A 19,633-nucleotide genomic window follows, 5' to 3' on the forward strand; every position below is an offset into this window, starting at 1 on the left:
GAGTCCGTTTTTATATTAGGGTTCATGCTAGGCAAACAAAATACAGCATGTGATAATACAGAGAAAAACAGCAGAGTTCGCGGGGAGAAAGCGGATGTTCGGATTTATCGTAAATCCAGTGGCGGGAAATGGTCGTGGGCTGCTGGTATGGAATCGGCCCCAGAAGGAACTGGAGCGGCGCAGAGCCATTTTTCGAGTAAAAATGACAGCGAAGCAGGGGGAAGCCAAAAAAATGGCTGTTGAACTGCTGCAAAAAGAGGAAGTAAGCAAAATCATAGCGGTCGGGGGAGATGGAACGGTAAACGAGGTCATCAGCGGGATGAAAATGGCCGGCATTCCTTGCACATTTGGACATATTCCGGCAGGTTCAGGAAATGATTTTGCCCGTGGACATTCGTTGCCGAGCGATCCGGTTGCTGTGCTGGAGCACATCCTGGCCGAAGGTGAGGGAAAAGCGATCGACCTGTTCAGGGTAAACGGACAAATCGCCGTGAACGCGGTTGGAGCCGGTTTCGACGGAGAAGTGGCCAAGGTAACGAATGAAGCTGCTTATAAAAGCTGGTTGAATCGTTGGCGGCTCGGAAAGCTTTCCTACATCATTTCTGTAATTCGCGTATTTTTGTCTTATCAAACATGCCGGGTAACACTGAGGGTCGACGGGCAAGAGACAATATTGGACAGCGTATGGCTGGTGGCGGTGGCAAACATCCCGAATTACGGCGGCGGCATGCTGATTTGCCCGGGAGCGGTGCCAGATGACGGGATGGCGGAAGTGTGCGTCGTCTGCAATGTATCCAGATGGTCGCTTATTAGCGCGTTTCCAATGATCTTTACCGGTTCGCACGTACATCATCCAGGCGTTCGATTTTTCCGGGGGCAACAGATCGTAATAGAGTCGGAAAGAGAACTGAAGGTGCACGTAGACGGAGAAGTGTCGGAATCGACGCCGATTACGGTAGAAGTAGAGCATAGAAAACAGATGATATGTGCATAGGACTAGAGGAAAGGACCGTTCGCGAGTTTCCGTACAAATGGAACAAAGACTTGTAGATCCCGGGATGCGGGAAACAAGTCTTTTTCGGTTCGACGAGATTCCATCGATTCTGTTCTATTTTCCCCGGAAAGTCAAAGACTCCGTCCATACTCGCAGGAGCGTATGCTCTGCGAATTACTCAGGAAAAGCGCTGATTCGCTGGGAATCGCCCGCAGTGTGAAGCAGGGAGGCCTGAAACAAACCGGCCGCAATAATGTCGGCCATCCGCATGACTACATACAGCCGGGTATTTTGCAGGACAAAGTACTCCATGAACCCACCGACATTCACAATGCCTGTGATGTGGAAGGTCCCGACAGAGGGAAGCTCCTTTTTTACGCCGGCACCGGGCTTCAGCGGTCCGTCATTGACATTGATGCTGCCGACATTGCTGAACTGTCCGAGACAGGCGTCGATGGCGATGATCAAGGAACGGGGATGCTGCTGACGGATAGCCTCCAGCTTTTCTCCTAAATTCATGGCATGCACCGGATCTTCAAGCGTACCGTAAACATGCATGGAGAGGGGCTTGTATGACAAGAGCTTGCTGCCCACGAGGGGACCGAGCGCGTCTCCGGTCGAACGGTCAGTGCCAATACAAACGATGACAATCTCATCGCGGTACGTGTGCGAATGAAATCGCTGGACAAGATGTTGTGCCAGTTGGTCGACAGCAGCCTCATTGCGATAATCCACTTTCAGTGGCGGAAGCAAGTGTTCGTTGCAGTGGTCAGAGAGATTCATGACTACCCCCAATCCTGGCCTCGGCCGAAATCAAAAGAGTATTCACAGTATAGTACCGGAAGGACTTTTTTATACCCGCAAATGCCAACGTTGAGCAGGTTTCGAACAGTTTGCCAACAGTCCCGACTCGTAATTCTATGAAAAATGTATGCCGAAAGGATGGTTTGACGAGAAGGGAACTGGCGCCGGCTGGGCCGAACAAGTAAAATAAGGAGTAGCCAATATGGCTCCGCCGGGTTTCGGTTGGGCTTTGGCAGGCAAGGGCACGAGTCTCGCTTTCTTCGCTTTGCGTTCGAAATCTCGAAGCCGCGCCCTTATATCAATAGCATTTCATTGATTGCTTTTTGGCCAAGCAAAAAGAGAGAGGGAGAGGCGTGGAGCAGGATACGGTTTTGATCGCATTTGATTCGACTCAACAAGCTTTGCGGGCGGAAATGCTGCTGGAGTATGCCGATATCGACATTGACACCCGTCCTACCCCGAAAGAGATCACGGCCGGCTGTGCCCTTTCCATTGAGTTTCCCGCGGACAGCTACCAGCAGGCCAGGGAGATCATTTCTGAGCAACATGTTGAGATACGCGGCTACTTTCGCTTGTTTTCCGACTGCTACCACGAAATTGACGAATACGGAAACAGGAAGGAGCAGAACAGATGACAGAAGAAATCGCAAAACAGGGAAACTGGTTGGAATCGGTATATGAGAAAACCATTGCTTATGTGACGGACCCGGAGATGTGGGTGCGGATTGGTCTGGTCCTCTTAAAAATATTGCTGATTGTGGTTGTATCAAGGATTGTCGTGTCAATTGTCAATGCGGCGGTCAACAAAGTGTTTCAGCACCGGCAGGGAAGCAAGCTCCAGATGGAGCAGCGGCGTGTGGATACGTTGCGTGTGCTGGTGAACAACGTCGTACGCTACGGAATCTACTTTTTGGCGATTTTGCTTGTCCTTCAGCAGCTGGGCGTGGATCTCAGGCCAGTGTTGGTCAGCGCGGGTGTGCTGGGGCTGGCTGTGGGCTTTGGAGCGCAGAGCCTGGTGCGTGATGTCATTACCGGCTTTTTTATTATTTTTGAAGACCAGTTTGCGGTCGGGGACGTTGTGACCGTAAACAATATGACGGGAACTGTCCAGGAGATCGGCTTGCGCATTACCCGGATTCGAAGCTGGACAGGCGAGGTGCATATTTTCCCCAATGGAACCATCAATCAGGTCACAAACTTTTCCTTGCAGAACACATTGTCTGTGGTGGATGTGTCTGTCGCATATGAGGAAGACCTGAATCGGGTCGAAGAGATCATCAGGGAGACGCTGAAAAAGGCTCAGGCCGAATTGGAGGACATCGTCGCCGAGCCGCAGTTTTTGGGCGTTCACGCATTGGGCCCGTCCGAGGTTACCATGCGGGTCACTGCCGAATGTAAGCCAAACACGCATCACGGCGTCAATCGGAAGCTGAGAGCGATGATCAGACAAGAGCTGAGCCAGAAGGGGATCGACATTCCTTACCCGCGAGTGGTAACCATGCCGGGAAGAGGATTTGAACAAGGGCAAAAGCAGATGCAGTCCTAAAAAGGCTGCGGTCAGGCAGGACAAGGCAGCGGGAGCAAGCTGTGAAAAGCGGGAGCAGGAAAAGGGAAACGAAGGGGGGGATCGACATGCAGAGAAAGCCATTTGCCCTGGGGGATGTGGTTCAAATGAAAAAAGCGCATCCGTGCGGTACGAACGCATGGAAGGTCATTCGCATGGGAATGGACGTCCGGATCAAATGTACAGGATGCGAGCACAGTGTAATGATTCCACGGCTGGAATTTGAGCGCAAGATGAAGAAAGTGCTGATCCATGCCGAGGGGGCGCCGGAAGAGTAAAAACTGCATAGGCGAAACGAAAAGAGGATGCAGCCTGATGGGCTTGCATCCTTTTTCATCAAGTCGGTGTGGAAGGCAAGATTACAACGTGTGTGCAAGCTTACCTTCGACTGGCTGGATGGCAGAGGGATGGTTAGTCGCAATCACAACCAACGATAACAAGCAGGATAAAGAGAACCAGCACAAGCGCGAAGCCGTCGAAGTTGCCGTTGAAGAGACCCACTAGCTGACACCTCCTACCATGGATTCAATACTTATGCTATGTCGGGGTAGGGCAAAGCGGTATGGGCGTTTGTCACGAGTCTGGGGAAAATAAAGTTATGCACATACTATCCACAGAAAATGTGGAAAAGTCATCGCCGAAAGAAGCCTTTTTTAACTAACATGTGGACAACTACCTGTGAGTTTTAAGGTTATCCACAAAATTATTCACAAAACAGAAAATTCTTTGGATAAATCGACTGCTTTTCCAAAATATTTAAAAAATTTTTTATTAATCAGGAGGGATTTTCAGACATGGATATAATTAGACTATATAGTAAACGGTAGATAATAGAGAAAAGGGGCGATTTTGTTGAAAAAACAGGCATTTATCACACTGACAGCAATGGCGATTGCATTATCAACCGTCAGCACTCCATTTATTCCTTACAGTACGCAGGTGGTCGCGGCAGCCGAGAAAGCTCCCGTCTACAAAAACCGCTCCGAAATACCGGACACCTACAAGTGGAAGCTCGATCATATTTATCCGAGCGTGAAGGATTGGGAAAATGATGTGAAAAAAGCGGAGGAGCTGGCGAACGCATTTACCAAGCATCAGGGCAAGCTGGGCCAGTCAGCCGAATCGCTGAAAAAGGCGCTCGATGACTACAGTGACCTGATGCGAGTAAACGACAAGGCCTACGTATACGCCAACATGGCTCTGGACGTGAACTCGGCGAACGCAGACCTGCAAAAGCTCGCCGACCGCGCGGAAAAAATGTACACGCTCGTCTCGGAGAAAACGGCCTGGATGCAGCCGGAAATTGTCGCGATACCGGACGACAAGATGAAGAGCTTGCTTGGATCAAAGGATCTGGCTGCTTACAAAATGATGCTGGAGGATATGCTCCGGACGAAGCCGCACTCTTTGTCAAAGGAAATCGAGGAGCTTTTGGCCAAATCGTCGCCGCTAGGAAGCTCGCCGAACAACATTTACGGGATGCTCTCCAAGGACGTGCGTTTCCCAAAAATCAAGGATGAAAACGGCAAGGAAGTGCAGCTGACCAGAGCCAATTTCGTTTCCTACCTGGAGAGCAAGGACCAGCGGGTGCGCAAGGATGCGTATCAGGCTTATTACAAGTCGTTGATCGATTTCCAGGATTCGTTTGCCCAGACGCTGGCTGCCAAGGTGAAAGCAGACAACTTTTACGCGAGCGTCCGCCATTACGATTCAGCCCTGGAGGCGAGCCTGAATCCGAACAACATCCCGACCAAGGTATACGACGAGCTGATCGATACAGTCAACGACAATCTGCCGCTGCTGCACCGCTATATTTCCTTGAAAAAGAAGATGCTCGGCGTTCCTGAATTGCACATGTACGACATTTATGTGCCGATCGTACCGTCCGACGACAAGTACATCCCGTATGAGGAAGGCAAGAAAATGGTCGTGGACGGCCTAAAGGCGATGGGCGACGACTATGTGAAAGTGCTTGCGGAGGGATTGGAAAGCGGCTGGGTGGATGTGTACTCCACGGACGACAAGCGAAACGGCGCGTACCAGTGGGGCAGCTACGACACCCATCCTTACGTGCTGTTGAACTACCAGGGAACGCTTGACGACGTTTACACCATTGCCCACGAGATGGGGCATGCCATGCAGTCCTATTACACGAACAAAACCCAGCCGTATATCACATCCAACTATCCGACGTTTACCGCAGAAGTCGCTTCAACGATGAACGAGACGATTTTGTTCAAGAGCATGTACGCCCAAGCCAAGACCAAGGCTGAAAAAATGTATCTCTTGAATCACTATCTGGAAAACTTCCGTTCGACCCTGTTCCGCCAAACGCAGTTTGCCGAGTTTGAGCGGGCGATCTACGAGAAGGAGCAAGCGGGAGAATCTCTCAACGCGGAAGCGATCAAGAAGATTTACCTGGACATCAACAAAAAGTACTACGGCAAGGACATGGTTTCCGACGAAGAAATCTCGATGGAGTGGGCGCGGGTTTCCCATTTCTTCAATTACAAATACTACGTCTATCAGTACGCAACCAGCTTCGCCGCATCACAGGCGCTGGCCAAGCAAGTCCTGGACGAGGGAGAACCAGCCGTAGAGCGCATTCGCAAAAACTTCCTCGAAGCGGGCAACTCGGCACCTCCCATCGACGTGCTGAAAGCAGCCGGCGTGGATATGTCCACTTCCCAGCCAATCGAACAGGCTATGCAGATCTTTGAAGAGACGCTGAACGAGTTGGAGAAGCTGGTGAATGAGAAATAAATGAACAAGGAACGCGGCATAAAGAACAGGGAACAATGAAAGTGAACAGTGAATGGTGAACAATAAACAATAAAGCAGAAATGCGGCAAGGAAAGAAAGCGGGAGAATTTCTCCTGCTTTTTTTATGGAGTGAGAGAAGCTTTTTAAATGGAAGGAAAAAGGGTGGCCGCCTTTCGCAGGGGCCACCGGAAATGTCATGTTATACAGCTGGCAGGGTGCTGCGGTAAAAAGAGGTTTGGTTTATCTGGTCCAGTCGCTTTCGAGCAGCGAAAACATGATGACATCGACAAGCTTTCCTTTTGACATTTCGTACTGACGGAGCCGTCCTTCTTCCGTAAACTGCAGTCGTTTCAACAGCTTGATAGACGGAATATTCTCCGGTTCGACCTTCGCTTCGATCCGGTTTAAACGCAGGTGCTGAAAACCGTAATCGAGCAAAGCTTGAATAGCTTCCGAGGCATAGCCGCTTCCCCAAAATGGACGCCCGAGGTCATAGCCGATTTCCGCCCGTTTATTTTCGTGATCGAGGTAGTTGAACCCGCAAGACCCGATGATCTCAAATGGCTGCCGCAGCGCAATGGTCCACCGGCACGCCTTTCCTTCCTGGCTGAGTCCTTGCAGCAGCGAGATCATTTGCTCAGCCTGGGCCACATCTGTAAACGTTTCAATGTTCATATATTTCGATACAGCAGGATCAGACCAAAACGAAAACAGCGCGGGAGCATCTGCCAGCTCCATTGGCTTTAATTCGAGCCGATCGGTTGTTACCTTTTCCATGTTCATTGCGTTCCCTCCACATTTATTGAATTGATCCTGAGAAATAAAAAAGCTGCGATCTCTACCTGGGCATAGCTCAGTCCTTTCAATAAAAAGAGGGTGAAAAACAATTCCCATCATATCACAAATGAACAGCCGATGCCCTTTTGTAGAGGGAAACGTCAAACGCCCTGGCTGAAAACCATGCTTCTCATCTCCTGCGGAACCAAACAGGACGGGGAATGGCGGCGAGCTCCGGTAATTTTTTTGACAAGAGCTCTGTCTTTCGGAAAGATATAAATAATAGAAGAAAAAAGAGAGAAGAACGAGTTTCCACATGGATTCGATTGTAATCCGCGGCGCAAGTTTTTATACTAGAAAGGATGTGAATGAAAAAAGTACAAGGAGTTGTAAATAGATGGGTGCATCTTGTGGCATTGTAGGACTTCCCAACGTAGGCAAGTCGACTCTGTTTAACGCAATTACGCAGGCGGGCGCAGAATCGGCCAACTATCCGTTCTGTACGATTGATCCCAACGTGGGGATTGTCGAGGTGCCGGACCCGCGCCTGAACAAACTGACGGAGATCGTCGTTCCGAATAAAGTCGTTCCGACGGCGTTTGAGTTCGTGGATATTGCCGGTCTCGTAAAAGGAGCCAGCAAAGGAGAAGGGCTGGGCAACCAGTTTCTCGGACACATCCGGGAAGTGGACGCGATTGCTCACGTAGTTCGCTGCTTTGAAGATGAAAACATCACGCACGTGGCGGGACGGGTAGAGCCTTTAAGCGATATCGAAACGATCAACCTGGAGCTGATTTTTGCCGACCTCGACTCCGTAGAGCGCCGGATCGACCGGATTGGCCGCAAGGTAAAAGCGGGAGACAAGGAAGCGAAGCTGGAGCTCGATGTGCTGGAGCGTCTGAAGGCCGCGTTTGAAGCGGGGCAGTCCGCACGCAGCGTCGAGATCAGCGAAGACGAGTTTAAACTGATCCGCGACCTTCACCTGCTCACAATCAAGCCGGTTCTCTACGTTTGCAACGTAGCCGAGGACGGGATTCACGACGCAGACAGCAATCCTCATGTGCAGGCTGTCCGCAAGCACGCTGCTGAGGAAGGCGCACAGGTAGTCGTCATCAGTGCCAAGGTAGAAGCCGAGATCGCCGAGCTGGAGGGCGAGGACAAGCAGATGTTTCTGGAAGAGCTGGGACTGCAGGAGTCCGGCCTCGACCGCCTCATCCGCGCTGCGTATGAATTGCTTGGCCTGATCACTTACTTTACGGCTGGCGTGCAAGAGGTGCGGGCGTGGACCGTCCGCAAGGGAACAAAGGCTCCCCAGGCTGCAGGCGTCATCCACACCGATTTTGAACGCGGCTTTATCCGCGCCGAAGTGATCGCTTACGACGACCTGGTCGAGGCGGGATCTGTCGCGGCTGCGAGGGAAAAAGGGAAATACCGTCTGGAAGGCAAGGAATACCTCGTCAAGGACGGAGATGTCATGCATTTCCGGTTCAACGTATAGAAGTCAACCTTGCTTCGGGCTAGGCCTTTTGCTATAATACGATAATGCGAGTATTTATGGAGTGCATGTTTCATGCGTTTCGGCAGCACTCGCTCCTTGCCCGCTTGCGGGCCGCTAAGTCCATAAGGAGGTGAAAAGGTATGCGTCAATACGAAGTAATGTACGTATTGCGTCCAGACCTTGAAGAGGAGAAAATCAAAGCCAACGTGGCTCGTTACAGCGATGTTGTAACCAGCTTTGGCGGAGAAGTAACCAAACTTCAAGAAATGGGCAAGCGTCGTCTTGCGTATGAGATTCAAAAGTTCCGTGAAGGTTACTACGTTTTGATGAACTTCAAAGCGAATGCTGACGCTGTTGCGGAAGCAGATCGTCTCATGAAAATCAACGACGACATTATCCGCTTCTTGTTCGTACGTGAAGAGAAGTAATTGTCGTCTCGGGCAGAGGGGGACCCAAGATGAATAAAGTCATTCTCATCGGCAACCTGACAAAAGATCCGGAGCTGCGCTATACGCCAAACGGCGTGGCCGTTACTACCTTTACCCTGGCGATCAATCGTCCGCGCACCAATCAGGCAGGCGAGCGTGAAGCCGACTTTATCAACATCGTAGCATGGCAGAAGCTGGCAGACCTGTGCGCTACCTATCTGCGCAAAGGCAGACAAGCAGCTGTCGAGGGCCGCATTCAGACGCGCTCTTACGACAATAAAGAAGGAAAAAAGGTGTACGTAACGGAAGTCGTCGCTGAAAACGTCCAGTTTCTGGGCGGAAAAGGCGGAGAAGGCGGCGGTTACGATCCAGGCTTTGGCGGCATGAAGCCGTCCGGCGGTCAGAGAGATGAGATGGATGCGTTTGGGGATCCCTTTGCGAATACAGGCAAGCCGATCAACATTTCGGACGATGACTTGCCGTTTTGATTGAAGGACACTCGATCGTATAACGTTCACATTTCCTGAAAAAAGGAGGGACTTTCATGGCACGTAAAGGACGTCCAAATAAACGCCGCAAGGTATGTTTCTTTAAGGTTAATAAAATCAAGCATATCGACTACAAAGATATCGATCTGCTGAAGAAATTTATCAGCGAGCGCGGCAAAATCCTGCCTCGTCGTGTAACTGGTACTTCTGCGAAGTATCAACGTGCTCTGACTGTAGCGATCAAACGCGCACGTCAAGTAGCACTGCTGCCGTACACCACTGAATAATTGTTACAAGCAAAAAAAGGGGGACACAATCGCGTGGCCCTCTTTTTTCCATATTTTTTATTGGTCGAATCGCGAATGACTCTGAAGATACACAATGAGGTGTCGCCATGCCTTCAAAAACAAAACAATTGGCGGAAAACGCCCTTTTGCTGGGAATTGCACTGGTGCTGCTGTTTATCAGTACATATACAATCGCAGGGATGGTCACCAGCCTGCTTTTGCCGTTGCCGTTTGTCATCCTCGGGATGCGGCGGCCGATTTCATCCACGGTTTGGATTGTAGTCGTTTTCACGTTTTTGGCCGGGGTGTTAACCGGGGTATTCTCGGCTATGATGGCTTTGACGATGGCGCTCTGGGGAACAGTGATGGGGCACATGTACACCCGAAAAGGCACAGCTATGCCCGCGATTGTGGCGGGAGCGGCGGTAGTGTTCCTCGGGTATGTGGCGCTGCTGGCTCTCTCCACGTACGTCATGGGCATAAGCCTGAATGACATGGTCAAGGAAGCAGTGAAGCTCAGGCCTGCTTTCGTGCCTCAGGAGCAATTTGAACAGGGAATGCAGCTCATCAAAATGGTCATGCCGGCCTTTTTAGTGATGATGAGTTTTATACAAAGCGGGATAACGCACTGGGTATCTCGACTGGTGGGCAAACGGATGAGACTTTCCGTTCCGGCCTTGCCGCCCGCAAGAGAGTGGTCCTTTCCGCGTTCCATCCTCTACTACTACTTTATATCTATGGTCAGCATTCTTTTGATGGGAGAAGAATTGCAGGGAACGTTTTGGACAAGCGCCGTACTCAACGTAAAGGTGATCCTCGATGTGATCCTTACGTTGCAGGGTCTTGCTTTTTGTCTGTTTGCCATTCATTTGTACAACAGGAAGGGATTGGCCCCCGTGCTTATTGTCTCTCTATTTATTTTTCCCCCGCTAACCACTATACTTAGCTTATTAGGCATCTTTGATTTGGGTTTAGGCTTGCGAAAGAGACTGGAAACAAGAGTGAAGAGGGGCTGAGGAAATGCCCAAATTCCTGTTAAAGCGTTGGTACGGGCTGCACATGGTCTTGGCTCTAAGCTTTAGCTTGTTGCTGTTGGGAATTTTGACGCTTCATCACTGGATGTACGGGGCGATCGGGATCATTTGCCTGATCGGGCTCGTCGTTTATGCGCTGCAGGCAGAAAAAGGCTTTCAGCGGGACCTTCGTCTTTATTTGGCTACGGTTACGCACCGGGTGAAAAAAGCGGGCGAAGGCGTCATCCAGGAAATGCCGATCGGGATTTTGTTGTTCAACGAAGAAAAGACCATCGAATGGGTAAATCCCTTTATGACCAATATGTCCGGTGATGAAATGATGATCGGGAAAACACTTCCTGATGTATTCCCGCAGCTGGTGATTAAACCGGACCAAAAAAGGCTGGAGTTTGTTTACAACGAGCGGACCTATGAGGTGCTTGTCCGAGCAGAGGAGCGTCTGCTTTACTTTACGGACATCACCAACTTCAAAGAATTGACGCTGCGCTACCACCGTGAAAAGGCCGTGCTGGCCATCATCCACCTCGACAATCTGGACGAGGTCGGTCAAGTGATGGACGACCAAAGCCGGACGCTGCTTTCTACGAGTGTGGCAGGGGTTATTACCGAGTGGGCAAACAGGCACGGCATCTATCTGCGCCGTATTTCCGCAGATAAATTCCTGGCTCTGATGGAGCGGGAAACGCTGGACAAACTGGAAGAAAGCCGTTTTGACATTCTGGACGTAGTCCGGGAGATGACCGCAGACAACAAGATTCCGATCACGCTGAGCATCGGGGCCGGCGCTGCCGCCAACTCCTATATCGAGCTGGGACAAATGGCTCAATCCAGTTTGGACATTGCATTGGGCCGCGGCGGAGACCAGGCGGCGGTCAAGATCGGAAACAAACTGACGTTTTTCGGCGGCAAGTCCAATGCCGTAGAAAAGCGGACGCGCGTGCGTGCCCGCGTGATCGCGCATGCGCTGCGCGACCTGATCCACGAGGCGGAGCACGTCATCGTCATGGGGCACAAGCAGCCTGACATGGATTCGATCGGCGCTTCTTTGGGCGTATTGAAAGCCGTACAGCTCCACAAGAAAGACGCGTATATCGTGATGGACGAAGGCAACTCGTCCGTGGAGCGTCTGATGAAGGAAATTTACGCCCATGAAGAGCTGGCCGAGGCTTTTATCACGCCGGAGCAGGCGATACGCCTGATTACGGGGCGGACCCTTTTGGTCGTCGTCGACACGCATCGCCCGTCGCTCGTTATCGAGCCGCGCCTGCTCAGCGAAACAAGCCGGATCGTGGTGATCGACCATCACAGGCGCTCGGAGGAATTTATCGAGCCCGTGCTTTTGTATCTGGAGCCGTATGCTTCTTCTACGAGCGAGCTGGTTACGGAGCTTTTGCAATATCAGAGCGATCGTCTGAACATCGACAACCTGATCGCAACCGCCCTGTTGGCAGGGATCGTGGTGGATACGAAGAGCTTTGCTTTCCGCACCGGCTCGCGCACGTTTGAAGCAGCCTCGTTTCTTCGCCGGAATGGCGCGGATACGGCAGCGGTCCAACGCTTGCTGAAGGAAGACTTGACGCAATATGTAAAACGCGCCCGGGTGATCATGAACACCGAGACCTACCGGGATAACATGGCGATCGCAGTGGGCGATCCCAACGAGGAGTATACGCAGGTACAGGTGGCCCAGGCAGCCGAACAGCTGTTGACGCTGTCAGGCATTCAGGCGTCGTTTGTCGTTGCCAGAAGGGCCGACGATACGGTACTGATCAGCGCCCGCTCGCTGGGCGACATCAACGTCCAGTCGATCATGGAACACATGGGCGGCGGCGGGCATTTGACCGCGGCTGCCAACCAGATCGAAGGAATTTCCTTAAAAGAGGCCGTCAGACGTCTGAAGGAAGCAATCGATGCAGTCGTTTAGAACAGCCGTCTAGAGGAGGAGGAAACACAGATGAAAGTTATTTTTCTGAAAGACGTAAAGGGTCAAGGCAAAAAAGGGGAAGTCAAGGATTTGTCGGAAGGCTATGTACGCAACTTCCTGCTGCCGCGGGGACTGGTCAAGGAAGCCACCGAGGCCAATATGAAGACGCTGGATGCACAGCAGCGCAGCGAAGCCAAGCGCAAGGAGCAGGAAAAGATCGAGGCGCAGCAGCTGGCTGAAAAGATGAACGAGATCACGGTGAAGGTTTCGGGGAAAGCCGGGGAAGGCGGCCGTTTGTTCGGCGCTATTTCCAGCAAGCAGGTTATTCAGGCATTGGAAGACCAGTTCCAAATCAAACTGGACAAACGCAAGCTCGAAATGGAAGCGATTCGCGCATTGGGCGTGACCCAGGTAAAAGTGAAGCTGCATAATGAAGTGACCGCAACGCTCAAGGTTCATGTCGTGGAAGAATAACAAGCAGTATTCATGCTAATACGAGATAAGTGAGGGGTGTGACGTGAGCGACCTGTTTTTGGACCGTGTGCCGCCGCAAAACAACGAAGCGGAACAGTCAGTTCTGGGGGCCGTGTTCTTATCGAAGGAAGCTCTCATCACGGCAATTGAAATTCTTCGACCTGAAGATTTTTATAAAACCGCCCACCAGCGCATTTTTAAAACGATGCAGGACCTCTACGACAAGGGGGAGCCGGTCGACCTCGTAACGGTGACGGCAGAGCTGCAGGATCACAAGCTGCTGGATGAGGTGGGCGGCGTTCCCTATCTCACGGAGATTGCCAGCTCGGTTCCGACTGCGGCCAACATCGAGTATTACGCGAAGATCGTCGAGGAGAAGTCGCTCTTGCGGCGGTTGATCCTGACAGCGACGAAAATTGCCAATGAAGGGTACTCCCGTGAAGACGAGGTCGGGGAGATCATCGCGGATGCGGAGAAGTACATCCTCGAAATTGCCCAGAACCGGAACAGCGGCGGCTTTACGCCGATTCGCGACGTCCTCTTGGAGACCTACGAGCGGATTGAATTTCTCAGTCAGCGGCGCGGGGACGTCACGGGGATTCCTTCCGGGTATCCCGATCTGGACAAGATGACCGCCGGCTTCCAGCGAAGCGACCTGATTATTTTGGCGGCCCGCCCTTCTGTCGGGAAGACGGCCTTCGCCTTGAATGTAGCCCAGAATGTAGCTGCCCGCGCTGGCGAGACAGTGGCCATCTTCTCACTGGAGATGGCCGCTTCCCAGTTGGTGCAGCGGATGATTTGCGCCGAGGGCAATCTCGACGCATCCCGCATGCGTTCGGGTTGGCTGGAAGAGGACGACTGGCAAAAGCTGACAATGGCGATCGGTACACTGGCGAAAGCCCCGATCTACATCGACGATACGCCGGGCGTAACGGTGCAGGACATCAGGGCCAAATGCCGCCGTCTGCAAGCGGAGCGCGGCCTGGGCATGATCCTGATCGACTACCTGCAGCTGATTCACGGACGGGGAAAAGGCGACAACCGCCAACAGGAAGTATCGGAAATTTCCCGTACGTTGAAGGGAATCGCGAGGGAATTGAACGTGCCGGTCATCGCCTTGTCCCAGCTGAGCCGTTCGGTGGAGCAACGGCAGGACAAGCGTCCGATGATGTCCGACATCCGCGAGTCGGGTTCGATCGAGCAGGACGCCGACATCGTCGCATTCCTTTATCGCGATGACTATTACGACAAGGAAACCGAGAACAAAAACGTCATCGAAATCATCATTGCCAAGCAGCGTAACGGCCCGACCGGGACGGTGGAGCTGGCTTTTTTGAAGGAGTACAACAAGTTTGTCAGCCTGGACAATCGCTACCGCGATGCTGCCGGGTAAAGAGGAATGGTGAAAATTCGTTTGATCAGATTAAAAATCGCCTTTTTTACGGAAAAGCCGGAACATGCTCCGGCTTTTTTTCTATTATGAAAATACCGAACGTATAAAGTTTCTGAATTGTTAACGTTCGTATTTTCGTTGACAGCAGCCAAATCGTTTAGTACACTTAGATTGTTTCAGGCCCGGTAAGGCAATGATGAAATCAGGAGGTGTTTTTCGATGTCAACTGTAGTTGTCGTCGGAACCCAATGGGGCGATGAAGGTAAAGGGAAAATTACCGATTATCTGGCGGAAAGCGCCGAAGTGGTAGCCAGATACCAAGGCGGTAACAATGCTGGACACACGATTATTTTTGACGGTAACAAATACAAGCTGCACTTGATTCCATCCGGAATTTTTTATACAGATAAAACTTGCGTCATCGGCAACGGAATGGTTATCGATCCGAAAGCGCTGGTAACGGAGCTGGATTACATTCACAGCTTTGGCTTCAAGACAAACAATTTGAAAATTAGCGATCGCGCGCATGTGATCCTTCCATACCACATCAAGCTGGATGCCGTGGAAGAAGACAGCCGCGGCGCAAACAAGATCGGCACAACCCGTAAAGGCATCGGACCGGCTTACATGGACAAGGCGGCGCGCATCGGCATTCGCATTGCCGACCTGATGGACAAGGACGAGTTTGCCCGCAAGCTGGAGCGCAACCTCGCCGAGAAAAATATGCTGTTGGAAAAAATGTACAACACGAGCGGGTTTGAGCTGAAAGAGGTGCTGGAAGAGTACCTTGGCTATGCCGAAATCATTCGTCCGTACGTTACCGATACGTCTGTTGTCTTAAACGATGCCATCGATCAGGGCAGCCGCGTGCTGTTTGAAGGCGCCCAAGGCGTTCTGCTGGACATCGATCAAGGTACGTATCCGTTCGTGACTTCTTCCAACCCGATTGCCGGCGGCGTCACCATCGGTTCCGGCGTTGGTCCGACCAAGATCAATCAGGTTATCGGTGTGGCCAAATCGTATACAACTCGCGTTGGCGACGGTCCGTTCCTGACCGAATTGACCGATGCAACCGGCGATCACATCCGCGAGGTAGGGTATGAGTACGGAACGACGACTGGCCGTCCTCGCCGCGTCGGCTGGTTCGACAGCGTGGTTGTCCGCCATGCGCGCCGTGTGAGCGGCATTACCGGACTTGCCATCACCAAGCTGGACACGCTGAGCGGTATCGATACGCTGCGCATTTGCACAGCCTACAAGTACAACGGCGAGCTGATCGAGTCCTTCCCGGCGAATCTGAACCAACTCGCGAAGTGCGAGCCGGTTTACGAGGAGCTGCCAGGCTGGAAAGAGGATATCACTGGCGTTCGCAGCCTGCACGAGCTGCCTGAAAACGCTCGTCATTACATCGAACGCATCACCCAACTGACCGGTATTCCGCTTTCCATCTTCTCCGTCGGACCGGATCGCGAGCAAACGGTTGTTGTACGCGGTATTTACGGATAAACAAGGAGCTGTCTGCTTTTCAAGCTGCCGACATGGGGTCGGCAGCTTTTTTGTGATAAGGCGGGAGCGTTTTCACCTCTTTTGGAGATTGTCTGATAACCCATGCGGATGTTTTTCAAAGTCTTCGGCACCCCCTCTCCTTTTCCGCGTTTCCGTGAGACATTGGAGGGGGGAGCAAGAGGGGGACACGGCTTCCGGGATTTTTCTCGTTTTTTTTTTGCCGGACAGACACGAAAAGCAGACTTCTGGGCATATGGTAAGGCATATCGGAAAAATGAGGTGGCCATGATGATGGGATTTGATCAAAAAGCGATGAAGCTCCTGGGCAAGAATGTTCAGGTAAAGATGTTTAACGGTGTCGTCATCAAAGGAACCATGACTCATTTTAACAACGGCTATCTTTGCTTTATTACCACGTACAAGCAACAGGACAAACAAAAAACGACAATTCGCCGTTTGGCTGTCAAAGACATTACGTCCATGGTAGAGGTGTAGGAGCAAGATGCGTAACGGCATATAGCCACCTGTCCCGAAATGGGAGAGGTGGCTCGTTTGTTGCGCTTTCGTCTCTACGGCTGATACGTTTGCAGGTAGCTGCCGTTATATGGCGCCCCCGCACGATTCGATGATCTGCACGGCTTCATCGCCCCGCTCTTCGGGGACGACTGCTGTCAGCAGGATGCTTCCGATGTTTTCCTCCCTGCGATCAGCCATTCCGCTAGCATCCGGACCGGCGGCAGCCAGGACGCTGGCATCCCGCCCATTGGGAAAATCACCGGCCTCTGTCAGAGTGGCCAGGCTGGGGAAATCGCTCGTAATGGGATTCGTGATCTCCTCCAGACCGTCCCCGGGGTACTGTCCAATCTGTGCGATCTGAATGGTTTCAAAGCCTGCCTGGCGAAGGGATTGTGCCGCTTTCTCCGCCGCTTCCATCGTCTTAAAGCCAGCTAAAATGTTGCGTTCCTTCACAGCCCGCCGCTCCTCTCGTACCCTATTGATCAAAACTGTCAGATATGGTGTACCTATTATGAGTAGAAATCGAAAATTTATTCGACGGCATTTTACACTTGATGTTGTCGTTATTTTTGTGGTAAAGTCGACATAGTTGGTTTCTTTAGGCAATTTGGCAGATAATTCTAGATGAATATCCAGGATATTAGACCTAGTACATATCGTATAAAAATTTAAAAAAATAGTTACGTTCATGAAGGAGATGTATCTGTTTTCAGGAGGGACAAGGTATGCAATGGGCCGAATGGATGGCCAAGCTGCAAAACAAGACGAAGAGCTTCGTTGAAAACAGCAGCCGAGCTACACAGCGGGCGGTCGAGAGAGCAAGCACGTTTGTCCGCACTTACAAAAAGCAAACGCTAACGATTACAGCAGGACTCGTACTCACAACAGCAATTGGGGCATCCGCCTACTATTATTACAAAAGCAACATCATTTCGATTTACCATGTAGCCGTGAATGGACAGGAGATTGGCGTCGTCAACAATCCGGAAGTCGTTCATTCGTGGACAAAGGCAAAATTGGACGAGGAAAAGGCGAAGCACGGCCTGAACCTGACGATGTCCGACTATATCACGTTTACCGAAGAAAAACTGTATAAGGGACACTACGATAACGAGGCAGCCATCAAAGCTCTGTCGGATATTGCCGACATCAAGGTAGAGGCTGTCAAATTGGTCGTGGACGGAAAAGTGATCGGTTATGCCGAAAACAAGCAGGCAGCCGAGGAAGCATTGAATTTCGTGAAGGAGAAGTTCTCCGGCATTCCCGTAAACAACGCGAAAAAACAAGCGGTAGCGGCCGCATCGACCGATCAGCCAAAAGCGCCTCCTGCCGTTGAGGTGTCGATCAAGGAAGACGTGAAGCTGGAAAACGATTCGGTAACCGCCGCACAGGTTCTTCCGGTGGACAAGCTGGAGGAATTGCTGTCCAAAGGCACGTTCAAGCAAGTAACCCATACCGTAGTCGAGGGAGATTGCGTCGGCTGCATCGCCAAAAAGTACGGCATTACATCGAAAGATATTTATGCCAACAACCCTGGCATAACTGAAAATACATTGCTGCAATTGGGTCAAAAGATCAATGTAACTGCTCTTCGTCCGTTAGTGACTGTGCAGGTGAAGGAAGAGGTCAGCCAAAAAGAAGCCATTCCGTTTACGACACAGGTCAAGAACAACGAAAAGCTGCCAAAAGGAGAAACAAAGGTTGTCCAGGAAGGAAAAGAAGGCAGCAAAAATGTCCGTTATCTCGTCGTCAAAGAAAATGGACAAGTTATCGGCCGAAACATTCTGGATCAGCAAGTCATGGAGCAACCGTTGGTGAAAATCGTCGAACGCGGAACCAAGGTGATTCCGTCTCGTGGGACAGGCCGTCTTTCCTGGCCGGCGAGAGGCAAGATCAGCAGTGGTTTTGGCATGCGTTGGGGACGTCTGCACAAAGGAATTGACATTGCAGGCTCCGGAGCTGTTCGCGCTGCCGACAACGGCCGCGTCGTATCGGCTGGATGGGACGGCGATTACGGAAATTCCATTTTGATCGACCACGGAAACGGCATGAAGACCCGTTACGGTCACCTCCGCTCGATCAGCGTCAAAGTGGGAGATGTAGTCTCCCAAGGCAAAGCAATCGGGATCATGGGATCTACCGGAGATTCCACCGGTGTCCACCTGCATTTTGAGGTTATACAAAATGGACGACTTCAAAACCCGGTTCGTTTCTTAAAATAAGCAGGAAAGTACAGGAAATTGCAAAAACCTGCATTCATCGATACAAAGCAAAGGGTTCTCTCGCAAATGAGGGAGCCCTTTTCCTATGGCACAGAAAGAAGCGTCCATGGCAGCAGTCTGATACAATAAGAGAATGGTGCCTGAAAGAGCATGGTGTCTGGAAAGATTACCAGGCGTCAGAGGTGAAGGAGATCACGCACTTTTCGTGGAATCCATTACGTACAGAAGGGGGAGAGCGCGGTATGGCAAAACTCCTGGTTGTGGACGATGAAAAACCAATTGCCGATATCTTGAAGTTTACGTTTGAAAAGGAAGGGTACCAGGTAGTCTGCGCCTACGATGGAGAGGAGGCTCTTCTTCTTGTGCAGAATGAAAAACCGGACCTTATTTTATTGGATGTGATGCTTCCGGGCCGGGACGGCATGGATGTCTGCCGCTCCGTTCGGAAAAGCTGCGATGTGCCGATCATCATGCTGACGGCCAAGGATTCCGAAGTAGACAAGGTGCTGGGGCTGGAGCTGGGAGCGGATGATTACGTGACCAAGCCCTTCAGCGCACGGGAGCTGGTGGCCAGAGTCAAGGCACAGCTTCGCCGCCAGCAGCCCAAGAGTGAGGAGCAGGACAATCACCAGCTGCGGATTCACGAACTGGAGATCGACCTGAACTCTTATACAGTCGAGAAGTTCGGGGAGCAGCTGGAGCTGACCCACCGGGAATTTGAGCTGCTCGTATATCTGGCGCGCCATCAGGGGCAGGTCATGACGAGGGAACATCTGCTCCAATCGGTCTGGGGATTTGATTACTTCGGAGATGTGCGAACGGTCGATGTGACGATCCGCCGGTTGCGCGAAAAAATCGAAGACGACCCGAGTCAGCCGAGGTATATCATCACGAGGCGCGGACTTGGCTATACGATGCGCAACCCGGGAGCGGGAGGCACTCACGGATGAGGCCGTTTCGC

The 19,633-nt window shown here is 51.6% G+C and carries 21 protein-coding genes; 17 read left to right on the top strand and 4 right to left on the bottom strand.

The window, feature by feature from the left end:
* The first annotated feature begins 94 nt into the window (after positions 1–94).
* On the top strand, positions 95–994 hold the full coding sequence (locus tag Q3F21_RS19045; protein WP_340256606.1) for a diacylglycerol/lipid kinase family protein: 900 nt from the start codon (positions 95–97) through the stop codon (positions 992–994).
* Between the two features lie 174 nt (positions 995–1,168).
* Here the strand turns inward: Q3F21_RS19045 and yyaC are convergent, their stop codons facing one another.
* Positions 1,169–1,777, bottom strand: a complete 609-nt coding sequence (gene yyaC, locus Q3F21_RS19050) for a spore protease YyaC (protein WP_340256608.1) — start codon at positions 1,775–1,777, stop codon at positions 1,169–1,171.
* Positions 1,778–2,151: 374 nt separating this feature from the next.
* Here yyaC and Q3F21_RS19055 point away from each other — a divergent pair, with 374 nt between their 5' ends.
* From Q3F21_RS19055 to Q3F21_RS19065, 3 genes are all read left to right on the top strand, one after another.
* Positions 2,152–2,433 (top strand): DUF3343 domain-containing protein, encoded by a 282-nt coding sequence (locus tag Q3F21_RS19055; protein ID WP_340256610.1) that lies wholly within the window; start codon positions 2,152–2,154, stop codon positions 2,431–2,433.
* Positions 2,430–3,344, top strand: coding sequence for a mechanosensitive ion channel family protein (locus Q3F21_RS19060; protein ID WP_340256612.1), 915 nt, complete (start codon positions 2,430–2,432; stop codon positions 3,342–3,344). Before Q3F21_RS19055 ends, Q3F21_RS19060 begins: the two co-directional genes overlap by 4 nt.
* An 86-nt stretch (positions 3,345–3,430) precedes the next feature.
* Positions 3,431–3,640 carry a DUF951 domain-containing protein gene (locus Q3F21_RS19065; RefSeq protein WP_340256614.1) on the top strand — a complete coding sequence of 70 codons (210 nt, stop codon included), beginning with the start codon at positions 3,431–3,433 and terminating at the stop codon, positions 3,638–3,640.
* A gap of 133 nt (positions 3,641–3,773) precedes the next feature.
* Here the strand turns inward: Q3F21_RS19065 and Q3F21_RS19070 are convergent, their stop codons facing one another.
* Positions 3,774–3,863: a YjcZ family sporulation protein gene (locus tag Q3F21_RS19070; RefSeq protein WP_340256616.1), complete on the bottom strand. Its 90-nt coding sequence runs from the start codon at positions 3,861–3,863 to the stop codon at positions 3,774–3,776.
* A gap of 351 nt (positions 3,864–4,214) precedes the next feature.
* Here Q3F21_RS19070 and pepF point away from each other — a divergent pair, with 351 nt between their 5' ends.
* A complete protein-coding gene (pepF, locus tag Q3F21_RS19075; RefSeq protein ID WP_340256619.1) occupies positions 4,215–6,125 on the top strand; it encodes an oligoendopeptidase F in 1,911 nt (636 codons plus the stop codon).
* Positions 6,126–6,365: 240 nt separating this feature from the next.
* On the opposite strand, the gene Q3F21_RS19080 is transcribed toward pepF, so the two are convergent.
* Positions 6,366–6,902 (bottom strand): GNAT family N-acetyltransferase, encoded by a 537-nt coding sequence (locus Q3F21_RS19080; RefSeq protein ID WP_340256677.1) that lies wholly within the window; start codon positions 6,900–6,902, stop codon positions 6,366–6,368.
* Between the two features lie 397 nt (positions 6,903–7,299).
* Between Q3F21_RS19080 and ychF the strand changes: the two genes are divergently transcribed.
* The 10 genes from ychF to Q3F21_RS19130 all read left to right on the top strand — a co-directional run bounded on the left by ychF (position 7,300) and on the right by Q3F21_RS19130 (position 16,429).
* Positions 7,300–8,400 (top strand): redox-regulated ATPase YchF, encoded by a 1,101-nt coding sequence (gene ychF, locus Q3F21_RS19085; RefSeq protein WP_340256621.1) that lies wholly within the window; start codon positions 7,300–7,302, stop codon positions 8,398–8,400.
* A gap of 140 nt (positions 8,401–8,540) precedes the next feature.
* The gene (rpsF, locus tag Q3F21_RS19090; protein ID WP_024984456.1) at positions 8,541–8,828 is read left to right on the top strand and encodes a 30S ribosomal protein S6; all 288 of its coding nucleotides are present in this window, start codon (positions 8,541–8,543) and stop codon (positions 8,826–8,828) included.
* Between the two features lie 29 nt (positions 8,829–8,857).
* On the top strand, positions 8,858–9,316 hold the full coding sequence (locus tag Q3F21_RS19095; RefSeq protein WP_003388831.1) for a single-stranded DNA-binding protein: 459 nt from the start codon (positions 8,858–8,860) through the stop codon (positions 9,314–9,316).
* Positions 9,317–9,372: 56 nt separating this feature from the next.
* Positions 9,373–9,603 carry a 30S ribosomal protein S18 gene (gene rpsR / locus Q3F21_RS19100; RefSeq protein ID WP_251872869.1) on the top strand — a complete coding sequence of 77 codons (231 nt, stop codon included), beginning with the start codon at positions 9,373–9,375 and terminating at the stop codon, positions 9,601–9,603.
* Positions 9,604–9,710: 107 nt separating this feature from the next.
* Entirely contained in the window at positions 9,711–10,619 is a 909-nt protein-coding gene (locus tag Q3F21_RS19105) for a YybS family protein (RefSeq protein ID WP_340256627.1), read from the top strand.
* Between the two features lie 4 nt (positions 10,620–10,623).
* Positions 10,624–12,561: a DHH family phosphoesterase gene (locus Q3F21_RS19110; RefSeq protein WP_340256629.1), complete on the top strand. Its 1,938-nt coding sequence runs from the start codon at positions 10,624–10,626 to the stop codon at positions 12,559–12,561.
* A gap of 30 nt (positions 12,562–12,591) precedes the next feature.
* Positions 12,592–13,035 (top strand): 50S ribosomal protein L9, encoded by a 444-nt coding sequence (rplI, locus tag Q3F21_RS19115; protein WP_340256631.1) that lies wholly within the window; start codon positions 12,592–12,594, stop codon positions 13,033–13,035.
* Positions 13,036–13,078: 43 nt separating this feature from the next.
* Positions 13,079–14,428: a replicative DNA helicase gene (dnaB, locus tag Q3F21_RS19120; RefSeq protein ID WP_003388825.1), complete on the top strand. Its 1,350-nt coding sequence runs from the start codon at positions 13,079–13,081 to the stop codon at positions 14,426–14,428.
* A gap of 219 nt (positions 14,429–14,647) precedes the next feature.
* On the top strand, positions 14,648–15,934 hold the full coding sequence (locus tag Q3F21_RS19125; protein ID WP_340256634.1) for an adenylosuccinate synthase: 1,287 nt from the start codon (positions 14,648–14,650) through the stop codon (positions 15,932–15,934).
* A gap of 291 nt (positions 15,935–16,225) precedes the next feature.
* On the top strand, positions 16,226–16,429 hold the full coding sequence (locus Q3F21_RS19130; protein WP_340256636.1) for a hypothetical protein: 204 nt from the start codon (positions 16,226–16,228) through the stop codon (positions 16,427–16,429).
* Between the two features lie 105 nt (positions 16,430–16,534).
* Here Q3F21_RS19130 and Q3F21_RS19135 read toward each other — a convergent pair whose 3' ends face one another.
* On the bottom strand, positions 16,535–16,903 hold the full coding sequence (locus Q3F21_RS19135; protein WP_340256637.1) for a hypothetical protein: 369 nt from the start codon (positions 16,901–16,903) through the stop codon (positions 16,535–16,537).
* 272 nt (positions 16,904–17,175) lie between these two features.
* Here Q3F21_RS19135 and Q3F21_RS19140 point away from each other — a divergent pair, with 272 nt between their 5' ends.
* Entirely contained in the window at positions 17,176–18,672 is a 1,497-nt protein-coding gene (locus tag Q3F21_RS19140; RefSeq protein ID WP_340256639.1) for a peptidoglycan DD-metalloendopeptidase family protein, read from the top strand.
* 242 nt (positions 18,673–18,914) lie between these two features.
* Positions 18,915–19,622: a response regulator YycF gene (yycF, locus tag Q3F21_RS19145; protein WP_340256641.1), complete on the top strand. Its 708-nt coding sequence runs from the start codon at positions 18,915–18,917 to the stop codon at positions 19,620–19,622.
* Positions 19,623–19,633: the final 11 nt, after the last annotated feature.

It is taken from the genome of Brevibacillus borstelensis (assembly GCF_037834415.1).
GTDB classification, from domain to species: Bacteria; Bacillota; Bacilli; order Brevibacillales; family Brevibacillaceae; genus Brevibacillus; species Brevibacillus borstelensis_A.

Coding starts and splice junctions, on each gene's coding strand:
- rpsF (WP_024984456.1), top strand. CDS start 8,541: ATGCGTCAATACGAAGTAATGTACGTATTGCGTCCAGACCTTGAAGAG.
- Q3F21_RS19110 (WP_340256629.1), top strand. CDS start 10,624: ATGCCCAAATTCCTGTTAAAGCGTTGGTACGGGCTGCACATGGTCTTG.
- yyaC (WP_340256608.1), bottom strand. CDS start 1,777: ATGAATCTCTCTGACCACTGCAACGAACACTTGCTTCCGCCACTGAAA.
- Q3F21_RS19060 (WP_340256612.1), top strand. CDS start 2,430: ATGACAGAAGAAATCGCAAAACAGGGAAACTGGTTGGAATCGGTATAT.
- Q3F21_RS19125 (WP_340256634.1), top strand. CDS start 14,648: ATGTCAACTGTAGTTGTCGTCGGAACCCAATGGGGCGATGAAGGTAAA.
- rplI (WP_340256631.1), top strand. CDS start 12,592: ATGAAAGTTATTTTTCTGAAAGACGTAAAGGGTCAAGGCAAAAAAGGG.
- Q3F21_RS19080 (WP_340256677.1), bottom strand. CDS start 6,902: ATGGAAAAGGTAACAACCGATCGGCTCGAATTAAAGCCAATGGAGCTG.
- Q3F21_RS19095 (WP_003388831.1), top strand. CDS start 8,858: ATGAATAAAGTCATTCTCATCGGCAACCTGACAAAAGATCCGGAGCTG.
- Q3F21_RS19105 (WP_340256627.1), top strand. CDS start 9,711: ATGCCTTCAAAAACAAAACAATTGGCGGAAAACGCCCTTTTGCTGGGA.
- Q3F21_RS19065 (WP_340256614.1), top strand. CDS start 3,431: ATGCAGAGAAAGCCATTTGCCCTGGGGGATGTGGTTCAAATGAAAAAA.
- Q3F21_RS19140 (WP_340256639.1), top strand. CDS start 17,176: ATGCAATGGGCCGAATGGATGGCCAAGCTGCAAAACAAGACGAAGAGC.
- Q3F21_RS19130 (WP_340256636.1), top strand. CDS start 16,226: ATGGGATTTGATCAAAAAGCGATGAAGCTCCTGGGCAAGAATGTTCAG.
- yycF (WP_340256641.1), top strand. CDS start 18,915: ATGGCAAAACTCCTGGTTGTGGACGATGAAAAACCAATTGCCGATATC.
- Q3F21_RS19045 (WP_340256606.1), top strand. CDS start 95: ATGTTCGGATTTATCGTAAATCCAGTGGCGGGAAATGGTCGTGGGCTG.
- rpsR (WP_251872869.1), top strand. CDS start 9,373: ATGGCACGTAAAGGACGTCCAAATAAACGCCGCAAGGTATGTTTCTTT.
- ychF (WP_340256621.1), top strand. CDS start 7,300: ATGGGTGCATCTTGTGGCATTGTAGGACTTCCCAACGTAGGCAAGTCG.